Annotated in this window: 25 protein-coding genes; 12 read left to right on the top strand and 13 right to left on the bottom strand. The window is 67.4% G+C overall.

Annotation, left to right across the window (positions count from 1 at the left end; all coding sequences use genetic code 11):
• Window positions 1-3: 3 nt before the first annotated feature.
• The 3 genes from DU478_RS02410 (at window position 4) to DU478_RS22835 (ending at window position 2,469) form a co-directional block, all read left to right on the top strand.
• Window positions 4-1,344, top strand: a complete 1,341-nt coding sequence (locus DU478_RS02410) for a S41 family peptidase (protein ID WP_114509347.1) — start codon at window positions 4-6, stop codon at window positions 1,342-1,344.
• 175 nt (window positions 1,345-1,519) lie between these two features.
• Window positions 1,520-2,002 (top strand): RNA pyrophosphohydrolase, encoded by a 483-nt coding sequence (locus DU478_RS02405; protein WP_114509346.1) that lies wholly within the window; start codon window positions 1,520-1,522, stop codon window positions 2,000-2,002.
• A complete protein-coding gene (locus DU478_RS22835; RefSeq protein WP_158545726.1) occupies window positions 1,999-2,469 on the top strand; it encodes a hypothetical protein in 471 nt (156 codons plus the stop codon). The genes DU478_RS02405 and DU478_RS22835 overlap by 4 nt, the downstream gene beginning before the upstream one ends.
• Before the next feature lies 1 nt (window position 2,470).
• On the opposite strand, the gene DU478_RS02395 is transcribed toward DU478_RS22835, so the two are convergent.
• The 4 genes from DU478_RS02395 to dapE all read right to left on the bottom strand — a co-directional run bounded on the left by DU478_RS02395 (window position 2,471) and on the right by dapE (window position 8,036).
• The gene (locus DU478_RS02395; RefSeq protein ID WP_114509345.1) at window positions 2,471-3,835 is read right to left on the bottom strand and encodes a lytic murein transglycosylase; all 1,365 of its coding nucleotides are present in this window, start codon (window positions 3,833-3,835) and stop codon (window positions 2,471-2,473) included.
• Between the two features lie 101 nt (window positions 3,836-3,936).
• A complete protein-coding gene (gene rnr / locus DU478_RS02390) occupies window positions 3,937-6,219 on the bottom strand; it encodes a ribonuclease R (protein ID WP_114509344.1) in 2,283 nt (760 codons plus the stop codon).
• A 73-nt stretch (window positions 6,220-6,292) separates the two neighbouring features.
• Entirely contained in the window at window positions 6,293-6,886 is a 594-nt protein-coding gene (locus tag DU478_RS02385) for a TIGR04282 family arsenosugar biosynthesis glycosyltransferase (RefSeq protein ID WP_114509343.1), read from the bottom strand.
• 1 nt (window position 6,887) lies between these two features.
• Window positions 6,888-8,036: a succinyl-diaminopimelate desuccinylase gene (gene dapE, locus DU478_RS02380; RefSeq protein WP_114509342.1), complete on the bottom strand. Its 1,149-nt coding sequence runs from the start codon at window positions 8,034-8,036 to the stop codon at window positions 6,888-6,890.
• A gap of 274 nt (window positions 8,037-8,310) precedes the next feature.
• Here dapE and DU478_RS02375 point away from each other — a divergent pair, with 274 nt between their 5' ends.
• Both DU478_RS02375 and DU478_RS02370 read left to right on the top strand, forming a co-directional pair.
• Window positions 8,311-9,885 (top strand): Hint domain-containing protein, encoded by a 1,575-nt coding sequence (locus DU478_RS02375; RefSeq protein WP_114509341.1) that lies wholly within the window; start codon window positions 8,311-8,313, stop codon window positions 9,883-9,885.
• Window positions 9,882-10,955 carry a Hint domain-containing protein gene (locus DU478_RS02370; protein WP_114509340.1) on the top strand — a complete coding sequence of 358 codons (1,074 nt, stop codon included), beginning with the start codon at window positions 9,882-9,884 and terminating at the stop codon, window positions 10,953-10,955. The genes DU478_RS02375 and DU478_RS02370 overlap by 4 nt, the downstream gene beginning before the upstream one ends.
• 1 nt (window position 10,956) lies before the next feature.
• Here the strand turns inward: DU478_RS02370 and DU478_RS02365 are convergent, their stop codons facing one another.
• On the bottom strand, window positions 10,957-11,304 hold the full coding sequence (locus DU478_RS02365; RefSeq protein WP_114509339.1) for a hypothetical protein: 348 nt from the start codon (window positions 11,302-11,304) through the stop codon (window positions 10,957-10,959).
• A 45-nt stretch (window positions 11,305-11,349) separates the two neighbouring features.
• Window positions 11,350-12,378: a sodium:calcium antiporter gene (locus DU478_RS02360; protein WP_114509338.1), complete on the bottom strand. Its 1,029-nt coding sequence runs from the start codon at window positions 12,376-12,378 to the stop codon at window positions 11,350-11,352.
• Between the two features lie 72 nt (window positions 12,379-12,450).
• Between DU478_RS02360 and DU478_RS02355 the strand changes: the two genes are divergently transcribed.
• Window positions 12,451-12,678 (top strand): N-(5'-phosphoribosyl)anthranilate isomerase, encoded by a 228-nt coding sequence (locus DU478_RS02355; protein WP_114509337.1) that lies wholly within the window; start codon window positions 12,451-12,453, stop codon window positions 12,676-12,678.
• 184 nt (window positions 12,679-12,862) lie between these two features.
• Here the strand turns inward: DU478_RS02355 and dapD are convergent, their stop codons facing one another.
• Both dapD and DU478_RS02345 read right to left on the bottom strand, forming a co-directional pair.
• Window positions 12,863-13,690 carry a 2,3,4,5-tetrahydropyridine-2,6-dicarboxylate N-succinyltransferase gene (dapD, locus tag DU478_RS02350; protein WP_114509336.1) on the bottom strand — a complete coding sequence of 276 codons (828 nt, stop codon included), beginning with the start codon at window positions 13,688-13,690 and terminating at the stop codon, window positions 12,863-12,865.
• Window positions 13,691-13,772: 82 nt separating this feature from the next.
• Complete coding sequence (locus DU478_RS02345) at window positions 13,773-14,690, bottom strand: threonine/serine dehydratase (RefSeq protein WP_114509335.1); 918 nt, start codon at window positions 14,688-14,690, stop codon at window positions 13,773-13,775.
• Between the two features lie 70 nt (window positions 14,691-14,760).
• Here DU478_RS02345 and DU478_RS02340 point away from each other — a divergent pair, with 70 nt between their 5' ends.
• Window positions 14,761-15,603, top strand: coding sequence for an LOG family protein (locus DU478_RS02340; protein ID WP_114509334.1), 843 nt, complete (start codon window positions 14,761-14,763; stop codon window positions 15,601-15,603).
• Between the two features lie 39 nt (window positions 15,604-15,642).
• On the opposite strand, the gene DU478_RS02335 is transcribed toward DU478_RS02340, so the two are convergent.
• A complete protein-coding gene (locus DU478_RS02335) occupies window positions 15,643-17,463 on the bottom strand; it encodes a polysaccharide biosynthesis protein (RefSeq protein ID WP_407703145.1) in 1,821 nt (606 codons plus the stop codon).
• Window positions 17,464-17,971: 508 nt separating this feature from the next.
• On the opposite strand from DU478_RS02335, the gene DU478_RS02330 reads away from it, so the two are divergent.
• Window positions 17,972-18,994, top strand: coding sequence for an aspartate-semialdehyde dehydrogenase (locus tag DU478_RS02330; RefSeq protein WP_114509333.1), 1,023 nt, complete (start codon window positions 17,972-17,974; stop codon window positions 18,992-18,994).
• On the opposite strand, the gene DU478_RS02325 is transcribed toward DU478_RS02330, so the two are convergent.
• Complete coding sequence (locus DU478_RS02325) at window positions 18,970-19,467, bottom strand: hypothetical protein (protein ID WP_233501091.1); 498 nt, start codon at window positions 19,465-19,467, stop codon at window positions 18,970-18,972. The genes DU478_RS02330 and DU478_RS02325 overlap by 25 nt on opposite strands.
• A 206-nt stretch (window positions 19,468-19,673) precedes the next feature.
• Between DU478_RS02325 and DU478_RS02320 the strand changes: the two genes are divergently transcribed.
• A complete protein-coding gene (locus tag DU478_RS02320) occupies window positions 19,674-20,015 on the top strand; it encodes a hypothetical protein (protein WP_233501090.1) in 342 nt (113 codons plus the stop codon).
• A 12-nt stretch (window positions 20,016-20,027) separates the two neighbouring features.
• On the opposite strand, the gene DU478_RS02315 is transcribed toward DU478_RS02320, so the two are convergent.
• Entirely contained in the window at window positions 20,028-20,678 is a 651-nt protein-coding gene (locus DU478_RS02315) for a carbonic anhydrase (RefSeq protein ID WP_114509331.1), read from the bottom strand.
• A 148-nt stretch (window positions 20,679-20,826) separates the two neighbouring features.
• On the opposite strand from DU478_RS02315, the gene DU478_RS02310 reads away from it, so the two are divergent.
• The 3 genes from DU478_RS02310 (at window position 20,827) to DU478_RS02300 (ending at window position 23,511) form a co-directional block, all read left to right on the top strand.
• Window positions 20,827-21,207 carry a hypothetical protein gene (locus tag DU478_RS02310; protein ID WP_114509330.1) on the top strand — a complete coding sequence of 127 codons (381 nt, stop codon included), beginning with the start codon at window positions 20,827-20,829 and terminating at the stop codon, window positions 21,205-21,207.
• Between the two features lie 61 nt (window positions 21,208-21,268).
• Entirely contained in the window at window positions 21,269-22,651 is a 1,383-nt protein-coding gene (locus DU478_RS02305) for a leucyl aminopeptidase family protein (protein WP_114509329.1), read from the top strand.
• Window positions 22,651-23,511, top strand: coding sequence for a C40 family peptidase (locus DU478_RS02300; RefSeq protein WP_114509328.1), 861 nt, complete (start codon window positions 22,651-22,653; stop codon window positions 23,509-23,511). The genes DU478_RS02305 and DU478_RS02300 overlap by 1 nt, the downstream gene beginning before the upstream one ends.
• A 4-nt stretch (window positions 23,512-23,515) precedes the next feature.
• On the opposite strand, the gene DU478_RS02295 is transcribed toward DU478_RS02300, so the two are convergent.
• Window positions 23,516-23,857 (bottom strand): DUF2794 domain-containing protein, encoded by a 342-nt coding sequence (locus tag DU478_RS02295; protein WP_114509327.1) that lies wholly within the window; start codon window positions 23,855-23,857, stop codon window positions 23,516-23,518.
• 49 nt (window positions 23,858-23,906) lie between these two features.
• Window positions 23,907-24,942, bottom strand: a 1,036-nt coding sequence (locus tag DU478_RS22830; RefSeq protein WP_199488279.1) for a DUF6504 family protein, incomplete at its 5' end; no start/stop codon positions are given.

Below are 24,942 nucleotides of genomic sequence, written 5' to 3'. Positions count from 1 at the left end.
TAGATGAAGAAATTCGTGATGGCCGCGCTCGGCGGCACTCTGGCCGGCGTGGTCGCGACCACGCAATTCGTCGGCCCCCTGCTGGCGCAGGAAAGCGCCCGGTCCACCAGCGTCTACGAACAGCTCGATCTCTTCGGCGACATCTTCGAACGCATCCGCGCGCAATATGTCGAAGAGGTCGAGGAAGGCGAGCTGATCGAGGCGGCGATCAACGGCATGCTGACCTCGCTCGATCCGCATTCGAGCTACCTGTCGCCGGACGATGCCGACAACATGCGCGTGCAGACGCGCGGCGAATTCGGCGGCCTCGGCATCGAGGTCACGCAGGAAGAGGGCTTCGTGAAGGTCGTGTCGCCGATAGACGGCACCCCCGCCGACGAGGCCGGGATCGAGGCGGGCGATTTCATCACTCATGTGGACGGCGAGTCGGTGCTGGGCCTCAACCTCGACGAGGCGGTGGACCTGATGCGCGGCCCCGTGGGGTCCGAGATCATCATCACCGTGGTGCGCGAGGACATGCCCGAACCCTTCGACGTGTCGATCATCCGCGACACGATCACGCTCACCGCCGTGCGGACCCGGACCGAGGGTGAAACGGTCGTGTTGCGCGTCACCACCTTCAACGACCAGACCTTCCCGAATCTCGAGGAGGGACTGGCAGAGCAGGTCGAGACCGCGGGCGGCATCGACCAGGTCAACGGCTTTGTCCTGGATCTGCGCAACAATCCGGGCGGACTGCTGACTCAGGCGATCCGCGTCTCGGACGCCTTCCTGGAAAAGGGCGAGATCGTCTCGACCCGCGGGCGCGACCCGGTCGACGGCGATCGCTACAACGCGACGCCCGGCGACCTGGCCCAGGGCAAGCCCATCGTCGTTCTGATCAACGGCGGTTCGGCCTCGGCGTCCGAGATCGTGGCGGGCGCGCTGCAGGACCACCGCCGCGCCATCGTCGTGGGCACCAAGTCCTTTGGCAAGGGGTCGGTGCAGACGGTGATGCCGTTGCGCGGCGACGGCGCAATGCGGCTGACGACCGCGCGGTACTACACGCCGTCCGGCCGGTCGATCCAGGCGCTGGGCGTGTCGCCTGACATCGTGGTCGAACAGCCCCGCCCTGCCGAGGCCGCGGACGAGGAAGAGGAGGGCACCACCCGCGCCAGCCGCTCCGAAGCGGACCTGCGTGGCCGGCTCGACAACGACAGCCTGACCGAGGACGAGGCGCGCCAGATCGAAGAAGACCGCGAAAAGGCCGAAGCCGCCGCGGCCCTGCGCGAAGAGGATTACCAGCTGGCCTATGCCATCGACATCCTCAAGGGCCTCACGGCACTCGGTCCCAACGACCAATGAGCTCTTGCGGGAGGCGTGCTTCGCCCCCGCGCGTTTTCCTCGAGGAAAACGGCCCGGAAATTTCGAATTTTCCGGGCGCCCGGCGGCCAGGTGCAAAGGTGCCTCGCCGTCGTTTTCCTCGAGGAAAACGATCCGGAAAATTCGAATTTTCCGTCGCCCACGATCGAGGTTTCGCATGACACCCGAAGACATCGCCAAGCTGCCTTACCGCCCCTGCGTCGGCGTCATGCTGGCCAACGCGGACGGCCATGTCTTCGTCGGCCAGCGCATCGACACCGACGCGGCGGCCTGGCAGATGCCGCAGGGTGGCGTCGATCCCGGCGAAGACCCGCGCGCTGCCGCGCTGCGCGAGCTTTGGGAGGAAACCGGGGTGCCCGCCGAGCTTGTGACCGTCGAGGCCGAAACGCCTGACTGGATCCCCTACGATCTGCCGCACGACCTCGTGCCGCGGATCTGGAAGGGCCGGTTTCGCGGACAGGAGCAGAAGTGGTTCCTGCTGCGCTACAAGGGTCGCGACGACCAGGTGAACATCGACACAGATCATCCGGAGTTTTCGGAATGGCGCTGGCTGCCGCCGTCGGAACTCGTCGGCCAGATCGTGCCGTTCAAGCGCGCCGTCTACCAACTCGTGCTGAACGCCTTCGAGGACCGGCTGTGATCCGCGCGGTCGCCCTGGTCGCGGCCTTTTGCGCTGCGCAGCAGGCGGCGGCGCTGTCCTGCATGGTGCCTGAGATCGCAGAGGATTTCGCCCGGGCCGATGCGTCGGAGGACCGCTACATCGTGGCGCTGGGGCGCATCGACTTCGATCCGGCGGCGCTGCCCGGCCCGATGGCGGGCGACAGCGTCGGGCCGGAGGGCGTTTCCGTGCCCGCGCGGCTGTCCGGCCAGATGCTCGGCCGCGGCGGCTTTGACCGGCCTGTCGAGACGGAGATCACCCTGCGCCTGAACTGCATCGGTCCGTGGTGCGCCCGGATCGAGACCGGCCAGCGCCATATCGTGTTCCTGAAACAGGACGCGGCGGAACTGACGCTCGACATCAGCCCGTGCCCGGGCATGGTCTATACCGACCCGACGCCGGAGCAGCAGCAGACCGTCGAGGATTGCATGGCCGGAAGCTGCGGCTAGACTACCGCAGCCGCTCCAGCAGGCTGAGCGAGGCGAAGCCGTCCGGGATCAGCCCGAGCGCCGTCTGGAAGTCCTGGATCGCGGCGGTGCTGCGCGGCCCGATGCGGCCGTCGACGCCGCCGGTGGCGAAGCCCTGCGCGGTCAGGCGTTGCTGCAGTTCCTTGCGCTCCGAGAAGCTCAGAGTGCGGTCGTCGGTGGGCCAGTCGCCCCGGATCGGCCCGGCTCCGCGCAGCCGGTCGGCAAGGTGGCCCACCCCCATCACATAGGCATCGGCGTTGTTGTAGCGCGCGATGACCGAGAAATTGCGGAACGTGAGGAAGGCCGGACCGCGTGAGCCCGCGGGCAGGAACACCGCCGCCTGGCCGTGATCCGGCACCGCGCGCCCGTCCATGCCGACGACACCCAGCCGCGCCCAGGCGCTTGGCATCTTGGTGTTGCTCTTGCTGACGCTGGTGTAGTCGAAGCCGTCGGGCAGGCGCACTTCGACGCCCCAGGGTTGCCCTTTCTTCCAGTCGTAGCGGGCGAGATAGGCGGCGGTCGAAGCCAGCGCGTCGGTGGGATCGTCCGACCAGATGTCGCGCCGCCCGTCCCCGGTGAAATCCACCGCCAGCGCCTCGTAGGAGGTGGGGATGAACTGCGTGTGCCCCATCGCTCCGGCCCAGCTGCCGGTCATGGTTTCTGGCGCGGTGTCGCCGTTCTGCAGGATTTTCAGCGCCGCGATCAGCTGCTCTTCGAAGAACGCGCCGCGCCGTCCGTTGTGGGCCAGTGTCGCCAGCGATCCGATCACCGGCTTGGTGCCGCGATGCGCGCCATAGGCGGATTCCATGCCCCAGACCGCGACCACGACCTCCTTGTCGACGCCGTAGCGTGCCTCGATCCGGTCCAGAACGGCGCGGTGTTGCGCCAGCGCCGCGCGGCCGTTCTCGATCCGGCTGTCCGAGGCGGCGGAGGCGAGGTAGTCCCAGATCGGCTTGGTGAATTCGGCCTGGTTGCGGTCCCGCGCGATCACGTCGGGGTCGTAGACTGCATCGCGGAAGGCGCGGTCGAGGGTTCCGGGCGACACGCCCTGCGCCAGCGCGCGGCGGCGGAAGTTGCGGACCCAAACGGCAAAGGCCGCGGCCTCGGCGGCGCTTGCCGTGGCGACCGGTTTCGGGGCCGGTTTTGCGGCAGCGCGCTGCGCGGGCCGGGCCTCGGGCCGGATGTCGGTGCGCGCCGGCGCGGGCACCGTGGTCAGATCCGCGGCGTTGCGGCTGACCTCGGCCGCCGGCCGACGCTGCGGCTTGAGCGATGTGTCTATCGCTTCGGCATGAAGGGCGGGGGCCACCAATAGCAAAATCAGCGTCCCGGAAAGGCACCGCGTGATCATGGGATTTACCTGCTGCTCTGTTGTTTTGCAGAGAGCTTACCGCGAATCCGGCCACACGCAAAGTGGCGCGAGCGGAGCGCGCGGCGTTCTGCCGAAGCGTGTCAGCCCTTTTTCGCGCGGCGGCGCTTGACCTTGGTCTTGGCGTCCTTCTTGCGCGCGCGGGCCAGCTTGCGTTTCGGGGCGCCGCTCTTTCCGCGGCCTCGGCGCGACCCGCCGCCGCGCCCGGAGCCTTCTGGCATCGCCTCGTTTTCCAGTGTCAGAAGCTCCAGCCCGATGCCGCCCGTCACCGGTGCGGCTTCGGTCAGGCGCACGGTCACGCGCTGTCCCAGCGTGACGACGGTGCCGCTGTCCGCGCCCATCAGCGTGGCGCTGTCGCGGTCGAAGTGGAAATACTCGTTGCCGAGGTTGCGCATGGGGATAAGCCCATCGGCGCCGGTCTCGTCGAGCTTCACGAACACGCCGAAGCGCGCGATGCCGCTGATCCGCCCGCCGAATTCCGCGCCGATCCGGTCCGAGAGATAGGCGGCGAGGTAGCGGTCGGTGGTGTCGCGCTCAGCCATCATCGACCGGCGCTCGGTGTCGCTGATATGGGTCGCGGTCGCCTCGAGCCTGTCGATGTCCCCCGGGCTCAGCCCGTCGTCGCCCCAACCGTGGGCAGTGATGAGCGCACGGTGCACGATCAGGTCGGAATAGCGCCGGATCGGCGAGGTGAAATGCGCGTAGGACTGCAGCGCGAGGCCGAAATGCCCGAAATTCGCGGGGCTGTAATAGGCCTGTGTCATCGACCGCAACGTCGCCATGTTGATGAGCTCGGCCTCGTCCATGCCCGCGGCGTCGTGCAGCAGCCGGTTGAGATGCGCGGTTTTCAGAACCTGCCCCTTGGCCAGCTGCAGCCCCGCCGCCTCGGCCGTGTCGCGCAAGCTGTCGAGCTTTTCGGGCGGTGGTTCCTCGTGAACGCGGTAGAGCAGCGGCGTCTTCTTGGCCGCCAGAGTCTCGGCGGCGGCGACATTGGCGAGGATCATGAATTCCTCGATCAATTTGTGCGCATCGAGCCGGTCGGCGAAGTTCACAGAGGACACGGTGCCCTCGTCCGACAGCTGGATCTTGCGCTCGGGCAGGTCGAGGTCCAGCGGCTGGCGCCGCTCGCGCGCGTCGCGCAGGGCGGCATAGGCCGCGTAGAGCGGGCGGATCACGTCGTCGAGCAACGGTTCGGTGCGCGCGTTCGGCGTGTCGTCCATGGCCGCCTGCACCTCCTGGTAGGTCAGAGAGGCGGGCGAGCGCATGAGGCCACGCACGAACTTTTTCCCGATCTTGTTGCCCTCGGCGTCGATGCGCATGCGCACGGCCAGACAGGCGCGCGGCACGCCTTCGTGCAGCGAACAGAGGTCGCCCGACAGCCGGTCGGGCAGCATCGGCACGACGCGGTCGGGGAAATAGCTGGAATTGCCGCGCTTGCGTGCCTCGGCGTCGAGCGCGGTGCCGGGACGGACGTAATGCGCGACATCGGCGATGGCGACCCAGATCACATGGCCGCCGGGGTTCTTCGGATCGTCGTCGGCATGGGCATAGCAGGCGTCATCGTGGTCGCGCGCGTCCCAGGGGTCGATGGTGATGAGCGGCAGGTCGCGGAGGTCGGTGCGGCCCTTGAGGCCTGCGGGCTTCATCTTGTCGGCCTCGGCCAACACCTCGTCCGGGAAATCGTCGGGAATGCCGTGCTGGTGGATGGCGATGAGCGACACCGCGCGCGGCTCAGACGGATCGCCGAGGCGCTGGGTGATGCGGGCGCGGGGCAGGCCCATACGGCCCTTGGGACCGGCCTGTTCGGCCTCGACCAGTTCGCCGTCCTTCGCGCCGCCGGCGGCATCCGGCAGCACCGCCCATTCGCTGTCCGCCCCCTTGTCGATGGGCAGGATGCGCCCGCCCTCGGCACCCTTGCGGAAGATGCCGACGATCTTCTTCGGGTTGGCGCCGATGCGGCGGATGAGCCTTGCCTCGTAGTTGTGATCTTCTTCCTGCACCACCTGCAGGCGCGCGAGGATGCGGTCGCCCTGGCCGAGCGCCGGGTCGCTGGCGCGCGGCACGATCAGCACGATGGGTTCGACGCCTTCGCCGTGCCATTCCATCGGCCGGGCAAAAAGGTCGCCGTCGGGGGTGGGCGCCTTGACTTCGAGCACGCTTACCGGCGGCAGGCGGTCCGGGTCGCGGTAGGTCTTCTTGCGTTTTTCCAGGTGACCCTCGGTTTCGAGTTCCTTCAGCTGGCGCTTGAGGTCGATGCGCGCGGCGCCCTTGATGCCGAAGGCTTTGGCGATGTCGCGCTTGGCCGACAACGTCGGGTTGTCGGCGATCCAGTCGAGGATCTCGGATTTGGTCGGCAGCTTGCTCATGATCCTCGCCTAGCACGGGCCGCGGGGGGCGTCACCTGCGAAGACGCCCGTCAGGGCGGAGGCGCGCCGCTCTTCAAGCCCTTGCGGGCTTTCCTCGCGGCAGGCCGGCGGCGGTGTCGACGTCCCTGAGCGTATCGACCTGCGCGACGCGCAGTCCGCGCAGGCTTTCGATCGAGCCGGCCAGCGCTGCATCAGTGGACCAGGCCACACCCATTAGCAGTCCCGGCGGGATGCGCCCGGTGCGGCGCAGTCCCACCAGCCAGTAGCCGCCGTCGGGCGCAGGTCCGAACACCGCGTCGTGGTCTCCCAGCGCCCGGAAGGCCCGCCAGACATGCGCGGGCGTGATGCCGGGAATGTCGCCGCCGACGATGCATACCGGCCCCGGCGGGCCAGCCCGCAAGATCCGCGCCATCCGCGCGCCCAGGTCGCCCCGGCCTTGCGGCACCCGTGGCAGATGCGCCGGCCAGACGCGGCTTGCCAGCCCCTCGCGATCCGGCGCGACCGCGATCACGAGGTCCCAGCGCGGATCCTCCAGCCGCCGCAGCAGCGCGGCGGTCTGGTGCCGGAACCACCAGGCGGCGGCGGTCAGGCCGATGTCGCGGCCCAGCCGGGTCTTGACCCGCCCCGGGTGCGGTTCCTTGAGCATGACGACCAGGCGGCGGCGCATCTCAGGCGAAGTAATCGGCGAGGATGCGGGCGTAGATCGCCTTGAGCTGGTGGATCTGCGCCACCTCGACCCGTTCGTCGACCTGGTGCATCGTCCGCCCCACCAGCCCGAATTCCACCACCGGGCAGTGATCCTTGACGAACCGTGCATCCGAGGTGCCGCCCGTGGTCGAGAGCTCCGGCGCAACGCCGATCTCGGCTTCGACCGCGCGGGCCACGAGGTCCGACAGGTCCCCCGGCGGTGTCAGGAAGCTTTCGCCCGAGATCTTCACCCGCACCTCGGTCGTGGTGCCGAAATCCGCGTCCACCGCCGCCGCCTCGGCCCGCAGCCAGTCGCTCAGTGCCGCGCCCGTGTGGGCGTCGTTGAAGCGGATGTTGACGGTCGCGCGGGTCTGCGCCGGGATCACGTTGGTCGCCGGGTTGCCCGTGTCGATGGTCACCACGGCAAGCGTCGAGGCGTCGAAATGCGCGGTCCCGGAGTCGAGTTCATGCGACGACAGCCGGTCCATCAGCCGTGCCATGGCGGGCATCGGGTTGGTGGCGCGGTGCGGATAGGCGGAATGGCCTTGCACGCCGGTCACGGTGAAATGCGCGTTGAGCGACCCGCGCCGCCCGATCTTCATCATCTGGCCCATGTGGTCGGGGCTGGTGGGCTCGCCCACAAGGCACACGCTCATGCGCTCCTGCGCCTCGGCCATCCAGTCCAGCAGCGCCACGGTGCCGTCCACGGCGTCGCCTTCTTCGTCGCCGGTGATGGCGAGGATCAGCGCGCCGTCCTCGGGCGGCGTGTCGGTCACGAAATCCACCGCTGCCGCGACGAAGGCGGCGACGCCCGACTTCATGTCCGTGGCGCCCCGGCCATAGAGATATCCGTTCCGGATCTCGGCTCCGAAAGGGTCCACGGACCAGTCGGCACGGTTGCCGATGGGCACCACATCCGTGTGGCCGTTGAAGCCGAAGGTGCGCGGATGCCCGGCCCGGCCCCAGCGCGCGAAGAGGTTCGACACGCCGCCGCGGTCCACCCGCGTGCAGGCAAAGCCCGCCGCCGACAGCAAGGTTTCGAGATGCACCAGCGCGCCGCCTTCCTCGGGCGTGACGGAGGGGCAGCGCACCAGCGCCGCGGTCAGGGTTTCGGGATCGGTGGAAGGCATGGCGGGGTCCTGATCTTGTGCGCCGCCGGTCTAGCGCGGAACGCGGACCCCGGCAAATGTGGCCAAAAGGGCGCAATTCGGTGGCGAATGCGGGCAGAACGCTTAAAGAAAGTGTTAACGGCGCCGGAGTCTGCATGTTATCAGATAGATAACAAAAAGCCCGGGGCAGGGCGCGCAGTATCAAAGACGAACCAGCGGCGACAAAGGGCGGATCACACGCCCGTTGCTGGCCCGTCGCGTTTGCCGAGCCCCGATCAGAGGCAAGGCAGGCAGCATGGCTTATGCATCCGAACTTCCGATCGACCGCGGTGCCAGCGCCAACGAAATGGCGCAGACGATCTTTGGCGACGGGGTCACAGTTGTGCGTGCGAGCTACACCGGCGACCGCGACTCCTCGGGCATCTACACCAACGGCGACAGTGTCACGCCGGGGGTGACGCCGGGCGATACGGGGGTGATGTTCTCGACCGGCGACCTGCGCAGCTTTACCAATTTCTGGGGGCAGGCGAACCAGAGCGGCCAGACCACCTCGAACTCGAGCGGCGCCAACGGCAACAGCCAGTTCAACCAGGCGGCGGGCTCCTACACGTACGATGCGTCCTACCTCGACGTGGATTTCATCCCGACCGGCAACGTGATGACGATGCAGTTCGTCTTTGCCTCGGAGGAATATCCCGAATACCAGACCTCGCTCTACCAGGATTTCGTCGGCGTCTGGATCAACGGCCAGCAGGTCGACATGCAGATCGGCGATGGCGACATCGACCCCAACAACCTGAACGCGGGCACGAACCAGAACCTCTACGTCGACAACACGGGCAGCCAGTACAACACCGAAATGGACGGGTTCACCGTCACCATGACGCTGACCATCCCGGTGATCCCCGGCCAGGTCAACTCGATCCGTATCGGAATCGCGGACGTCAACGACGCCAACTACGACTCGACGCTGCTGATCGCCGGCGATTCGGTCCAGACCACGCTTGTCGCGAATACCGACACCGCCGAGATTTACCCCTCAGGCACCGCCAATATCGATGTGCTGGCAAATGACATCAACGCCACCGGCGGCAGTCTGACCGTGACCCATATCAATGGCGTCGCCGTGTCGGCAGGCGACAGCGTCTCGCTGGCCACCGGGCAGATGGTCACGCTCAACGCCAACGGCACACTCGACGTCACCGGCGATGGCGATATCGAGACGGTGAATTTCACTTACACGGTCGAAAGCAGCACCGGCGCCAACGACGTGGGCTTCGTCACCGTGGGATCGGTGCCGTGTTTCGTCGCCGGCAGCCTGATCCGCACCCAGACCGGCCGTACCCCGGTCGAGGCGCTGCGTCCGGGCGACATGGTGCTGACCAAGGACAACGGCCTGCAGCCCGTTCGCTGGGTCGGGCGGCGCGTGGTCGCGGCAGAGGGGGACTTTGCCCCGATCCGGATCGAAGCGGGCACACTCGGGCGGCACGACACTCTGCTGGTCTCGCCGCTGCACCGCATCCTTGTCCGCGATCCGATGGCGCACATGCTTTTCGGCGAAACGGAGGTGCTGATCGCGGCCAAGCATCTGGTCAATGGTCAAAGCATCTGCGTCGCCGCGGGCGGCACGGTCGAATACGTGCACGTGCTCTTCGACCGGCACGAGATCATCAGCGCCAACGGTCTCGACAGCGAAAGCTTCCTGCCCGGCGCCCAGACCGAGACGCTCTTCGAGGAGCAGGTGCTGTCCGAGATCTGCGCGCTCTTTCCGGAACTCGACACCCGCACCGGAGAGGGCTACAGCCCCGCGGCGCGGCGGATCCTGCGCGGTTACGAGGCGCGGCTCTTGCAGGAGGGCCTCGCGGCGTGACCTGGATCGCCATCTCTGGCGAAGATCTCGGCTGGGTCTGTCCAGACACCTTCGGCAGGGCCGAGGCAGGACGTGCGCAGCTTCTGAGCCGCGGGTCGCTGATGATCGAGACGCGGTTGTCGCCGGATGGCCGTCCGCAAACGCTGCTGTCCTACCAGCGCCGCCACCCCTGGGCCGGCGGGCTGTCGTTGCGGGCCATCCCCGGAGGCAGCATCGTTCTGGTGATGAACCAGGGCGACGAGGTGTTCCACACGGTGCTGAGCCACGGCCGCGACGGGCGCACCGACGTCCTGCGCCTGACTTTCAGCTGGGACAGCCCGAGAGGCTGGGGCCGGCTGGCGGTCGAACGGCCCGAGGCGGATGCGGTCGAGGCGGTGACGACCCCGGCGCCGCCGCCGCTGATGCTCGAGGACATCCACACCATGACGCTGCGCCCGCAGCTGTGCGAGATGGACCCGGACGTGGTGTTCTTCGCGGTATCGGACCGGATCGAACCCATCGGACCGATGCCCTCGCTGACCCCGAGCGTCCCGGTGGCGACCCCGTTCGGCTACAAGGCGCTACGCGACCTTGGCTGCGGCGACACGGTGCTGACCCGGGACAACGGCGCGGTGCCGGTGCTGCACGTGGTGCACCGCACGGTTCCGGCGCTGGGATCGTTCCAGCCGGTGCGCCTGCGCGCGCCGTATTTCGGCCTGCGCCGCGACGTGGTGGTGGCGCCGCACCAGCGGCTGGTCATCGGCGGGTCCGAGGTCGAATACATCTTCGGCCGCGAGGCGGTGCTGATCCCGGCGATCAATCTGGTGAACGGGTTCGCCGCGGTCTATGAAACGGGCCATCGGCTGGTCAGGTACAGCCACCTGCTGCTGCCGGGTCACGAAGCGCTGATCGCCGCCGACGCCGCGATGGAAAGCCTCTATGCCGGACGCCTGCGCCGCAAACGCGACAGGCTTCGGGCGACCCTGCTGGCGGATTGCCCGCAGGCGCTGCTGCCGGAACATCACCGCGCCGGATACCAGGTGCTGCGGCCCTTCGAGGCGATCACTTTGGCCGAGGCGCGGGCCGCCTGATCTAGCTCTTCGCCGCGTCGTCGGCTTCGAAAAAAGGCGTCATCTGCGCCACGATCACCGAATTTTCAGAGAGCGCCTGCGCCATCAGCGCGCTTTCGTCCGCGTCGATCTCGTGGCCCTCGGCGCGGCGCTCTTCTTCGGTGCCGTATCCGGTCACGTCGAGCGGGGCGAGGTCCGCCTGTTTGAGGATCGCAACGGTCTCGCGCACCGCCTCCGCCTCGTCGATGCCGCTCGCATAGCACAGCAGCGCCGCCCCGGTGGCGCCCTTGGGCAAGCCGTCGCCGGACTTGCGGCCGACCTCGACCAGCAGGGTGTAGACCTTTTGCTTCGATACGCGTTTGTCAGACATGGGCGCAGATGGCGCGGGTGCCGGTACGATGTCAAGCGCCGGCGCTCAGCGCGTGACCTCGACCACCAGCGCCGTGGCATAGATCGCGATCAGCAGAACGCTTTCGATGCCGATCCGAGCCGGTCCCTTGCGCTGGCGCAGGATCAGGCCCGCCAGCAGGACCGCGGTCATCATCAGGCCGGTGCCCAGCCAGTACAGGTCTGTGATATCCACGGCGTGGTAGATCGACCCGTCGCGATAAGCGATGTCCGACGCGACAAGGAAGAGCGTGTCGAAGGTGTTGCCGCCGATGATCCCGCCCACGGCCAGCTGCAACGCCCCGCGCCGCACGGCGACGAGCGTCGTCACCAGCTCTGGCAGCGAGGTCACGACGGCGGTGATCAGCGCGCCCACGAGGCTGGAGGACAACGAGAACCGGTCGATGAAGGTCGCGCCCACCTGGCTGATGACCCAACCGCCGACGCCCATGATCGCGACGAGCCCCGCAAAGCGCAGCGCCGGACCGCGGGCGGAGCGGCCCTTTTCGTCGTCGTCCTCTGGCTCGTCCTCGCGCGTGGCGTCGGTCTTGACCGGGCGCCACATCGGCTGCTCGCTGACGGTCGAGGACGCCCTAACCCCGGCCAGGTACGCCAGGAACAGCAGGATGGAGACCGGGTGCACGCCGACGAATCCGATGTCCGGTCCGGCCATGGCGCAGATCGGCAGGCTGAGCAGGATGATCAGCATCACCGCCTGGAACAGGTTGGCGGGCTCCGCCGCGGCGTGTTCGAGGTTGGCCTTCTTGTGCAGAAGATCGGCGATGGCGAGGAACAGCGTCTGCGCCGCGATCCCACCCACGGCGTTGGAAAAGGCAAAGCTCGCATCCCCCGACAGCGCCGCGTTCACCGAAACGACCACCCCGGCGAGAGACGTGGCTCCGCCGAGGATCAGGCCCCCGGCAAGCGCCTCGCCGATCTGGGTGCGGTCGGCGATGATGTCGGCCAGGCGGGTCGCGCGTATGGAGGCCAGCACCACGGCGGCCGCTGCCACGGCGAAGACCGCGAGCAGCGGAACGAGGGGGAGGTCTGAAATCATCAAGGCCAACGCGCCTTGGCGACGATTGGTTTCCTTGGGTGTTTGTTAACCTTGCCGCGAGATCATCGGCGCATGACGCTGCCCGCCTGCCTGACCCCGGACCGATTCCTTGCCGATCTCTTCGCGGCCAAGGCCGCGCGGCAGGGCGGTGTCATCCGCCGCAAGCGCCGCGACATCGAACGGTTCATCGGACTCGATCCGTTCCTGGCCGACATGCGGCGGCGTGGATTTTCGGTGGTGGAAAATGCGGGTCAGCTGGTGATCTTCTGCAATCGCGAACCCCTGCGGCGCCTGACCTGATGGCGGGGCGGCCCCGGATCCGCACAGTCGCTTTTCTCGAGAAAAGCGACCCGGAATTCTTGAGAATTCCGGGCCTGTCGTTGCATCCGTCAATTCTTTGGGAGCCTTCCGCGGCGCCCGCTTTTCTCGAGAAAAGCGGTCCGGACGTCTCGAGACGTCCGGGCGCCCAGTCCGATCGCCCGGATCAGTCGCGCAGCAGCTCGTTGATCCCGGTCTTGGAGCGGGTGCGCTCGTCCACCCGCTTCACGATCACCGCGCAGTAGAGGTTGAGGTTGTTCTTCGTGGGCATCGACCCCGCCACCACCACGGAATAGGGCGGCACCTCGCCCATGAAGACCTCGCCGGTCTCGCGGTCGACGATCTTGGTGGACTGGCCGATGAACACGCCCATGCCCAGCACCGACCCTTCGCGGACGATGCAGCCTTCGACCACCTCGGAGCGGGCGCCGATAAAGCAGTTGTCCTCGATGATCGTCGGACCCGCCTGCATCGGCTCCAGCACGCCGCCGATGCCGACGCCGCCCGACAGGTGCACGTTCTTGCCGATCTGCGCGCAGCTGCCCACGGTCGCCCAGGTGTCGACCATGGTGCCGCTGTCCACATAGGCGCCGAGGTTGACGAAGGACGGCATCAGCACCACGCCGGGCGCGATATAGGCCGACTTGCGCACCACGCAATTCGGGACGGCGCGAAAGCCCGCCTGTTTCCAGTCACTGTCGCCCCAGCCCAGGAACTTGCTGTCGACCTTGTCCCACCAGCCGCCGCCCTGCGGTCCGCCGGGCTGGGTTTCCATGTCCTTGATGCGAAAGCCCAGCAGTACCGCCTTCTTGGCCCATTGGTTGACGTGCCAGTCGCCGTTTTCCTGCCGTTCGGCGACGCGTAGCTGGCCGCTGTCGAGCGCGTTCAGCGTCGCCTCGATTGCTTCGCGGGTCTCGCCGCCGGTCTGCGGGGTGATCGTGTCGCGCGCCTCCCAGGCGGCTTCGATGGCGGTTTCAAGCTGTGCGTTGGACATCTGGACGTCTCCCCCGGGGTTATGGCGTTTGCAAGCCCTATAGCCTTGGCATCCCCGGCAGACAATGCGCAGATGGTCTGCGTCAGCGCAGCGGATCGGGCGCGATGTTGCCGCCGCAGACCAGCACCGCGACACTCTCGTCCGGCGCGGGCACATAGGCGCCGGTGATCAGGGCGGCGAGCGCGCAGGCGCCCGCCGGTTCCACGAGGATGCGGTGCGCCTGCCAGAGCGCCACCTGCGCCTGGGTGATCGCGGCGTCGGGGACCAGCACCGACTCCGCCAGGTGCGCCTGCGCCAGGTCGAAGCCCAGCCTGCCGATGCGCCGTGCCCCCAGCGCATTGGCGGCGACGCCGGACACCGCCACGTCCACCGGCGCGCCCGCGTCGCGGGCCGCGTGCAGGGCTGCGGCGGTTTCGGGCTCCACCGCGATGACGCGCCGCTGCCCCTGCCAATGCGCCAGCGCCCCGGCCAGCAGCCCGCCGCCGCCGACCGCGATCAGCACCGTATCGGCATCGAGCCCCTGCGCGTCCCATTCGGCAAAGCAGGTGCCCTGGCCCGCCACGGTCGCGGGCGCGTCATAGGCATGGACCTGCATCGCGCCGGTCGTTGCCTCGTGTTCCTGCGCCGCCGCCAGGGCGTTGGCATATTCACCCGGCACCACGGTCAGCGCGGCCCCGGTGCGTTCGATCAGCGATATCTTGGCCGCGCCGGCCATCTCGGGCACGAAGATCGCGGCCGGGTTCCCCAGCCGCGTCGCCGCCAGCGCCACCGCGGCGCCGTGATTGCCGCCGGATGCCGCCACCACACCCGCCTTCGGCACCGGCTGGCTCAACAGCGTGTTGAAGGCGCCGCGCGCCTTGAAGCTGCCGGTGTGCTGCATCTGTTCGAGCTTGAGCGCGACCGGGCGGGACCAGAGCGCGTCCGACATCATCACCGGCGTCCGCACGACATGCCCCGCGATCCGCGACGCCGCGGCGGCGATCTCTTGTTTCCAGTCCATGGCGGCTCCTGTCTCTGGCGCATGGCGCGCGAAGTCTTTACCCATGGTCTAAACCACGAAAGGCCCCGCCATGAAAGACGACCGCCGCAGCCCGTTCCGCGATGCCCACCTCGACCGCGACACCGCGGACCACGTGCCCGACACGCCGCAGACGCGGGCGCCCACCTATCGGCTGGCCTTCGCGGACGAGGATTTCCTCTGCCGCGAGGAACTGCGCCCGGTGCGACTGCAGCTGGAACTGCTGAAGCCGGAACTGGCGCTGGACGAGGCCGGGATCGAGTCCACCGTCGTGCTGTTCGGCGGCGCGCGCATCCCGGCGCCCGAGCACAAGGCGCGCGCGCGCACGGAGACCTTGGCCGAGCTCACGCGGTTCTACGACGAGGCGCGCCGCTTTGCCCGGCTGATGACCCGCAAGTCGATGGAGGCCGAGGGCCGGCAGTTCGTCATCGTCACCGGCGGCGGGCCCGGCGTGATGGAGGCGGGCAACCGCGGCGCCATGGAAGAGGGCGGGCAGTCCATCGGGCTCAACATCGTGCTGCCGCACGAACAGGCGCCGAACGAATACGTGACGCCCTCGCTGTGCTTCAACTTCCACTATTTCGCCATCCGCAAGATGCACTTCCTGATGCGCGCGCGGGCGGTCTGCGTCTTTCCCGGAGGCTTCGGCACGCTGGACGAGATGTTCGAGGCGCTGACGCTGATCCAGACCGGGCGGATGAACCGGGTGCCGTTCCTGCTGTTCGGGCGGGCGTTCTGGGAAAAGATCATCAACTGGGACGCACTGTCCGAAGCGGGTACGATCTCGCCGCAAGACCTCGATCTCTTCCGGTTCGTGGAGACGGCAGAAGAGGCCGCGGACATCATCGATAACTGGGATCCGGCGCCGCCGCGCAGCGACATTCCCGGTCGGTAAGGAGGGTCCGGTCGGAGAGGCCGGCGGTCCTGACGCCGTTCAGACGGCGCCTTCCCCCGAGATGACGGCGCTGTCGTGCCGTTCCACCCAGCGGTGCAGCACCGCCTGTGCCGCGTCGGCATCGAGTGTCGCGATGGCGCGGCGCAGGTCCTTGAGCGCGTTGGCCATCTCGATTTCCGACAGGTAGCTTTCCTGCGCGCGCAGGATCTTCGTATGCGGCGTGGTCAGCATGTCGGACGAGATCAGCAGTTCCTCGTGCAGCTTTTCGCCCGGACGCAGGCCTGTCACCTGGATTTCGATGTCACCATCGGGATGCTTGGCATCCTTGACCGTATAGCCCGCGCCTTCGATCATCTGGCGTGCCAGCTTGGCGATCGGCACCGGGTCGCCCATGTCGAGCACGAAGACATCGCCGCCGCGGGCAAAGGAGCCCGCCAGCAGTACCAGCCGCGCCGCTTCGGAAATGGTCATGAAGTAGCGGGTGACTTCGCCATGGGTGAGCGTCACCGGGCCGCCGCGAGCAATCTGCTCTTCGAAAAGGGGAATGACCGAACCGCTCGACCCCAGGACGTTGCCAAAGCGCACCATGGAAAACCGTGTGCCCGACGATCGCGTCGCCAGGTCCTGCACCACCAGCTCGGCCAGCCGCTTCGACGCGCCCATGACGTTGGTCGGGCGGACCGCCTTGTCCGACGACACGAGGATGAACCGTTCGACACCCGCTTCGCGCGCGGCATCGGCGATGACCTTGGTGCCGATGACGTTGTTGCGCAGACCCGCGATGCAATTGGACTGGACCAGTGTCAGGTGCTTGTAGGCGGCGGCATGCAGCACCACGTCGATGTCGTGGCGCGCCAGGATGTCGCGCATCATCGCTTCATCGCAGACCGATCCGAGCACCGGGATGACCGTCAGCCCATCCGCCAGTTCACGCATTTCCCGGTCGATCCGGAAAAGCGCCAGTTCCGAGTGATCGAGCAGGACAACGCAATCCGGCTTGCAGGCGATGATCTGGCGGCAGAGTTCCGACCCGATCGACCCGCCCGCGCCGGTGATCAGGATGCGGCGGTCGCTGTAGGCATGACTGACGCCGGGCAGTTCCTTTTCCAGCCGGTTGCGGCCCAGCAGATCATCGAGCGACACCGGCGAGGAGCGTTTGCGCAGGTCCCCGTCGCCCACCAGTTCGGCAAAGGACGGCAGCGCGTGAACTTCGCACCCGATCCCGCGCAGGCGGTGCGCGATGCGGGCTTGTTTCGACTGGCTGATCGACGGCATCGCCAGAACCACCCTGTCGATGGCCTTTTCGTGGATCAAGTCCTTGATCTTCGACGGCGCGTGAACCGGCAGACCGGCGACCACCAGGCTTTGCAGGGTCGGATTGTCATCGACGAAGGCCACCGGCACGATGGCATCGTCGGTGCGCAGGGCCGCAAGCAGCTGCTGCCCCGTCTGGCCCGCGCCATAGATGATGACCCGCATGCGCGACTGGCCGCGCCGATAGATCTGCAACAGGAACTGCCGCAGAAGAATCCGCCAGGCCGCTCCCGCGACGAGGTAGAAGAGCGAGAAGATCACGAACACTTCGACCGGGAGCCGTGGCGAAATCAGCCCGTTGAGCGCAGCGCCGGTGATCCCGACGGCGGCGGAAAAGATCGCGGTGCGGATGATGCCGCGCATCTCATAGGCATTGAGCTTGATCCGGGGCAGGCCGAGATAGACCGAATAGCCAAGGCCCGCGACCGTCATCACCGCGACCAGCGCGCCGAGTTCGACCATCAGGGACGGGCGCAGGGCGATCGACGAATTCAGGAGAATCGCGGCAGCCATGGCCACGCTCACCATGATGGCATCGAAGACCATGAAGAAGAGCTGTTTCTGCTTGCGCGTCAGAGTGGTCGCGATCTTGTAAAGTATCACACCCTGTCCCCTTCAATAGTCACACGAAATGCATCCCGACATCGGATCTAAAATCTCTGCGTCCCTGGAGCCCGGATCGACCGGTTCGGGGTTCCCCCGGCGGTCAGGGACGTCACCTGACTGTCGACGGTATTTAGGCGTTCGCACAAACATTAGACAAGCGTAAATGCTGCGTCTGCAAAAACCGGCGGGAATCCACCGAAACCGATGGAAATGGCCGATGAAAGCCTGATTTTCAAACAGTTTTTCGCTTTCCGCGGTGCCTTTCCGCTTTGCGCCGCGCCTTGATCGCACGCTGAAACATACCGAATCATTATGCAAATTTGCCTGATTTATAGGCGCCGCCGCTCGGTGCCTGTTCCAAGCTGGGCCTTTCGCATCCCCGTGGCCTGCGGTATGCAACGCGCCAACCGGGCCGGATGCGCCCGCCGATCCGAGAAAGGAGCCGATCATGGGCTACAAAGTCGTCGTCGCAGGCGCCACGGGCAATGTGGGCCGCGAAATGCTGAACATCCTTGCCGAGCGGGAATTTCCCGTCGACGAGATCGCCGTGCTGGCCTCGCGCCGGTCGCTGGGCACCGAGGTGAGCTTTGGCGACAAGACGCTGAAGACGCAGGATCTCGACACCTTCGATTTCACCGGCTGGGACATGGCGCTCTTTGCCATCGGATCGGATGCCACCAAGAAATACGCGCCTGTCGCGGCAAAGGCCGGCTGCGTGGTGATCGACAACTCGTCGCTCTACCGCTACGACCCGGACGTGCCGCTGATCGTTCCGGAAGTGAACGCGGACGCGATCACCGGCTATTCCAAGAAGAACATCATCGCCAATCCCAACTGCTCTACTGCGCAGATGGTCGTGGCGCTGAAGCCGCTGCACGACCGCGCACGGATCAAGCGGGTCGTGGTGTCGACCTACCAGTCTGTCTCCGGCGCGGGCAAGGAGGGCATGGACGAGCTCTGGGACCAGACCAAGGCGGTCTACAACCCCACGGACGATAAGCCGGCCAAGAAGTTCACCAAGCAGATCGCCTTCAACGTGATTCCGCATATCGACGTCTTCATGGAAGACGGCTCGACCAAGGAAGAGTGGAAGATGGTGGCCGAGACGAAGAAAATCGTCGATCCCAAGATCAAGGTGACCGCGACCTGCGTGCGCGTTCCGGTCTTCGTCGGCCATGCGGAGGCGATCAACATCGAATTCGAGGATCCGCTGGACGAGGACGAGGCCCGCGACATCCTGCGCGAGGCGCCGGGGATCATGGTGATCGACAAGCGCGAGGACGGCGGCTACGTCACGCCGGTCGAATGCGTCGGCGATTTCGCCACCTTCATCAGCCGCATCCGGCAGGACAGCACCATCGAGAACGGACTCAACCTCTGGTGCGTCTCGGACAACCTCCGCAAAGGCGCGGCGCTGAACGCGGTGCAGATCGCCGAAGTGCTGGGTCAACGGGTGCTCAAGAAGGGCTGATCGCGTTCGATCACGTCGAAATCTTCATCGGGGTCGCCTGCGGGCGGCCCCGTGTCGTTCGGGGGGCCGAAGAGCCGGTCGGCGAGATGCCGATGCGCGTGACCGGGGAAGGGCGCGCCGAAGCGGCGCATGAGGCTGCCGTAGGCGTGGCCGAGTTCCGACGCCTTGCACAGCCGCGTCCCGTCGGAATGCGCGTGCAGGGCAAGACCGCCCCCGGCTTCGCGCAGGGCGAAGCCTTTTGCCCGCAGTCGCGCCTGCAGTTCGGCCCAGCCCTGTGCCGCGCCGAAATCGACGGCGAGGAGGGCCCGCAAGGGACCAAGGAGCTGCTCATCCGCCCGGTTGGGCGTCTTCGCGTTGCGCGTCGCACGGCGGATTTCTTCCGCCAGGGCATGGCGCAGCAAGCTGCCGAGGCTGACATCGCGTTCGCGCGCGATTTGCCGCGCGGCGTCCAGCATCGGTTTCGGCAGGATCAAGGAGATTTCGCAGCTGTCCATGGCCGCATCGGACCAGATATCCGGTTAACGCGCGGTTACCACGCACGAGAAACCGGCAGCCGGCTCCTGAAAACGCGCCAAATCCATCACATCCTTGTAAGAATCTTCAAAAGGACCGATTCGGCCCTTTTTTTGCCACGTGGACAGGGCAATGTGGTTTTGTAACGATTAAGGAACGAAAGCGCATGCGCTATCAGTCAGACAGTTCCGCGGGATGGCGCGATGCCGCCGCCTCGGACGATGTCCTGCCCCCACCCCTGGATTGCGAAACGCTGGCGCTGCTGCGCAGCTTCCTGACTCCGCTGCTTGAAGCCGCGGGCAGCTGGGGCGACCTGGTCGAGCGGCTTGCCGCCAAGGGCTATGGCGTCGCCTTCCGCGATGGTCATCTGGTCGTGATCAACGCGGAGACCGACATGCCGGTCTGCACCGGGACCATGTTGGGTGTGCCGTTGCGGACGCTGGCCGCCCGGCTCGGCCGACCTTGCGTGAAATCGCATCGCGACGGCCACTCCGGCAACCTGGCCTGATTTCGGACCGCTTCAGACCGGGTAGAAGCCGCCTTTCGCCGGGTCGTAATACTCCAGCGCCCCGGCGCCGATCTCGGTCCAGAGACCGTGCAGCGACAGCGACTGCGCCTCGACCGCCTCGCGTACGAAGGGAAAATCCATGAGGTTGTTGAGCGAGGTCAGCACCGCTTCCTTTTCCAGCATACGCTGGCGCGTCTCCGGGTCGGGCTCGTCCTTCACCTTTTCGTAACCGGGTTTGAGGATATCCATCCAGCGCCCGACAAAGCTCGATTTTTCAAGCAGTTCCGGCGCATGGCCCGAGCACATCGCCATGCAGCCGGCCACGCCGCCGCAGCTCGAATGTCCCAGGACGATCAGATGAGCGACCTTGAGCGCCGTGACCGCGTATTCCACCGCCGCTGAGGTGCCGTGCTGTGCGCCGTCGGGTTCGTATCCCGGCACCAGGTTGGCGATGTTGCGGTGGATGAAGAATTCGCCCGTGTCGGCACCGAAGATCGAGGTCACATGCACGCGGCTGTCGCAGCAGGAAATCACCATCGCGCGGGGATGCTGGCCCTCGTTGGCCAGATGCTTGTACCAGGTCGAATTCTCGGAATACGTCGTCGCCTTCCATCCCTGGTAGCGCCGGACCAGATAAGGCGGGAGAGGTTTGGCGGCCTTCATGTCATCCTCCATGGGCGGGTGTGCTCCCGCGTAATTATGCTGAATTTGACGGGAATTCGAGAGAAAAGGCCGCTGCGCTTCAACCTTTTGGGAACCCCGATGCGCCAGTTTTTCCGGGCCATGGGGGCAAGGGTGAAGGACATAGGACGTGCAAGAGGTGGTAACTCTGGCACCCAGAGAGGGTGCGCGGCTGGATGCGGATCGGCTTGATTCGCTTTATTCTCAATTGGGGCCGCGCGGGGCCGAAAACGTGGTGTGCCGCGCGATGGAGGAGCTGGCCTACCGGCTGGGTCATATCGACCGGCTGTATTGCCAGGCGGATCTGGCCGAGATGCGGCGCAACACGCGCGCCCTGATGGCCATCGCCGACCAGATCGGCATGACCGGGCTGACGCATGTCGCAAAGCACGTGATCACCTGCATCGACGACACCGACGAAACCGCGTTGGCGGCCACGCTGGCACGGCTGGCACGCTACGGCGAACGGTCGCTGACGGCGATCTGGGAATTGCAGGACCTGTCGATCTGATCCCCCTTGCGGGTGCGGGTCACCGGGATAGGTTGGGCGCAGACCTTTGAAAGGACCGCCCATGCCCCTGACCTTTGCCGCTCCCGCTGACGCCGCGTTGCCGCTTCACGTGCTCGAACCGGATGCGGTCGAGGGCTGGGCGGCGCAGCAACCCACGCGGGTGCAGGCCTGGCTGTCGGCCAGCGGCTTTTCCGGCGGCCTGGGCAGCGCCCTGATGATCCCGGGCGACGACGGCGCGCCGGCGATGGCGCTGGCGGGTTACGGCACCGCCGCGGCGCGCGCGCGCCAGCGCTTCGCCCTCGCCGGGGCCGTGTCACAGCTGGCGCCGGGCCGCTACCGCATCGCATCCGGCCTTCCGGGCGAGGCGGCGGCGACCGAGTCTCTTGGCTGGCTGCTGACCGGCTATGCCTTCAGCCGCTACCGTGCGCAGGCCGCGAAGGCGCCCGGCCTCGTGGCACCCGAAGGCGTCGATGCCCCGCGCATCGAGGCGCTGGCCGCGGCAGAGGCGCTGACCCGGGACCTGATCAACACGCCGGCCTCGGACATGGGGCCGACCGCCCTCGAGGCGGCGGCGCGCGACCTCGCATCGGACTTCGGCGCAGAGGTCGAGGTCACGAGGGGCGAGACGCTCGAAACCGAATTCCCGATGATCCACGCCGTGGGCCGCGCCAGCGCCGATGCGCCGCGCCTGATCGACATGCGCTGGGGCGGCAGCGGTCCGGCTCTGACGCTGGTGGGCAAGGGCGTCTGCTTTGACACCGGCGGGCTCAACATCAAGCCCGGCAGCTCCATGGGCCTGATGAAAAAGGATATGGGCGGCGCCGCCAACGTTCTGGGTCTCGCGCGGATGATCATGGCGCTGGATCTGAACCTGCGGCTGCGGGTGCTGATCCCGGCGGTGGAGAACAGCATTTCGGGCAATAGCTTCCGCCCGCAGGACATCCTGACCTCGCGCAAGGGTCTGACGGTCGAAATCAACAACACCGATGCCGAAGGCCGGCTGGTCCTGGCGGATGCGCTGGCGCTGGCGGACGAGGAGAAACCCGACCTCATCGTCTCCATGGCAACCCTGACGGGGGCGGCTCGGGTGGCGGTAGGGCCGGACCTCGCGCCCTTTTTTACCGATGACGACCGCGTCGCCGCGGCTTTGCAAGAAGCAGGCCCACACATGGCCGACCCGGTCTGGCGCCTGCCATTCTGGGAACCCTACGAGGCGCTGATCGAGCCCGGCATCGCCGATCTCGACAATGCGCCGTCGGGCGGTTTCGGCGGTGCGATCACGGCGGCCCTTTTCCTGCGCCGCTTCGTCACCGACACGCCGCGTTACGCCCATTTCGACATCTATGGCTGGCAGCCCAGCCCCGCCCCCGGGCGCAGCAAAGGCGGGCTGGGGCAGGGCGCGCGGGCGATCTTCGGTGCGCTGCCGCAGGTGCTGGGTATCTGATGGACCGCCGCCGGTTCTGGTCGCAAGCCTCGGACGCCCAGATCGCCGAGGCCTGCCGCGCACAAGGCGTGCGGCCGGTCGAGGCATCGGTCGTGCGTCTGCCGCACCCGGTGACCGACCTTTGCGTCGCGCCAATGGGCGCCCGCGACCGGCAGATTTTGCGCGGTCAGGCGTTCTCGATCCGCGCGATCGACGATGGCACCGGCTGGGCCTGGGGCGACACTCTGGCCGACCGTTACTCGGGCTGGATCGACACTGCCGGGCTGGACGCATCCGGTCACGCAGACACCACTCACCGGATCGCTGCGGCGCAGAGCTATGCCAAGACCAGTCCCGGTCTGAAGGCACCGGGCGCGGTCACGCCGCTGTCGATGGGATCGGAACTGGCGGTGCTGGAGGTGGCGGACGGCTGGGCGCGGATGGCCTGGGCTCGGGATACCTCCAAGCGGGATCTTTTCGTGCCTGCACAGCACCTCGCGCCGCTCGATCAGCCGGAGGCCGACCCCGTGTCCGTGGCGGAACGGCTGATCGGGACGCCGTATCTCTGGGGCGGCAATTCCGCTTTCGGGATCGACTGCTCGGGCCTGGTCCAGATCGCCTGCACGGCCTGCGGCATCGGCTGCCCAGGCGACAGCGACCTGCAAGAGGCGGCGCTTGGCACGACCCTGCCCGACGGCACGCCGCCGCAACGGGGGGATCTGCTGTTCTGGAAAGGTCACGTAGCTTGGGTCGCAGGCCCCGATACGCTGGTCCATGCCAATGCCCATCACATGGCCGTCGCGCTTGAGGCGTTGCAGGGTGCGATCAATCGCATCGCGGCGCAGGGCGACGGGCCGGTCACCCGGCACGCGCGGCTCTGACGCGTCAGTCGACGGGGCGGATCAGCTTGCGGTCCAGCACCCGCAGCACCGTGCGCAGGTCGTTGCCGCGCTTGAGCACCTGCCCGTCCATCCCGACCACCGAATACTGGCCCTGCCGGTTGCGCAGCTTGGGGCGTTTCTCGACGCGGTAGAGCGGGTTTTCCGCGGTGCGCCGGAAGACCGAAAAGACCGCGAGGTCGCGCAGGTTGGAAATGCCGTAGTCGCGCCATTCGCCCGCCGCGACCATGCGACCGTAAAGCGCCAGGATCACGCTCAGCTCGGTGCGGTGAAAGGCCACGACCTCGGCGCTGCCCTGCGGTCCGGGAAAGGGGGTGAGCGAGTTCATGGATCAAGAGTTGCGCTGATCGCGCGCAAGATCAAGGGGTTTGGCCGGCTCAGGCAAAGGCGCCGTGGCAGAACCATCCCGAGGACAGCGCCGCGCCATGGGCATAGTAGAGCCACAGCCGGTCGCCCCGGTCGGTGTCCACCCGCCAGTAGTCGCGCTGGCCGCTGCGCCAGTCGGGATCGTCCAGCCACCATTCCGGCGCGATCCGTTCGGGGCCCTGCGCGCCGCGCAGGGTAAAGTCGCGTCCGCGCCAGCGAAAGGTGTCGGGTGGCGCGGGGTGGTCGGGCGCCTGCACCGGTTCCGGCGGCCAGAGCAGCAGCGGCCGCGGCGCGGGTGGTGCGGGCCAGTCGCCCGCGGGGTCGGACCAGGCGGCGGCGAGCGTCTGGCTCGACTTCTCCGGCAGGTGGCTGGCGCCGGGATGGCGGCGGGTGATCGCCTCGAGCCCGATACGCGCGCCCAGCCGTCCGATCAGGTCGTCGAGTGCTGTGTTCTGCGCCAGCCGGGCGGCGACGGCGGCGCCGGCCTCCAGGTGTCCGGTGCGGGTGCGGGCGTGCAGGGGTTCGTGCCGCACCGCCTCGAGCCGCAGCATGTCGATGCCGAAACCCGCGTCGATCTCGGACAGCTTCATCGCCAGCAGCGGGCGCAGCCGGTCGGGGGTGTCTGACGGCCGGGCGAGGCTCACCGTGACCCACTGCATGGTCTGGTCGGTGCGGTAGACCTCGAGCCGCAGGGTCCGCGCGCCGACGCCCTTCTGCGCCAGCCGCGCGCAAAGCGGGGCCAGCATCTTGTCCACGCCGGCGCGCAGATCGTCCTCGAGTCCGATGGGGTCGGGCAGGCTCAGCCGGGTGGCAAAGCGGTCGGGCGGGGCGGCGGGGCTCACCGGTTCCGGCGCGCTGCCGATGGCCTGGTCGAGCCGCAGCACCAGCCCGGTGCCGAAACGCCGCGCCAGCCCCGCCCGCGGCTGGCCCAGCAGATCGCCGATGCGGCGCAGGCCCAGCCGGGTCAGCGCCTCGACCGTGTCGTCGGGCAGGCGCAGCGCCGCCACCGGCAGCGGCGACAGGGCCGAATGCGCCTTGCCCGGGGCC

The sequence above is a fragment of the Thalassococcus profundi genome, assembly GCF_003344785.1.
In the GTDB taxonomy this organism is placed as follows: Bacteria; Pseudomonadota; Alphaproteobacteria; order Rhodobacterales; family Rhodobacteraceae; genus Puniceibacterium; species Puniceibacterium profundi.
The sequence above is the reverse complement of the archived record's forward strand: the minus strand, read 5'-3'. Positions and strand labels throughout refer to the sequence as shown.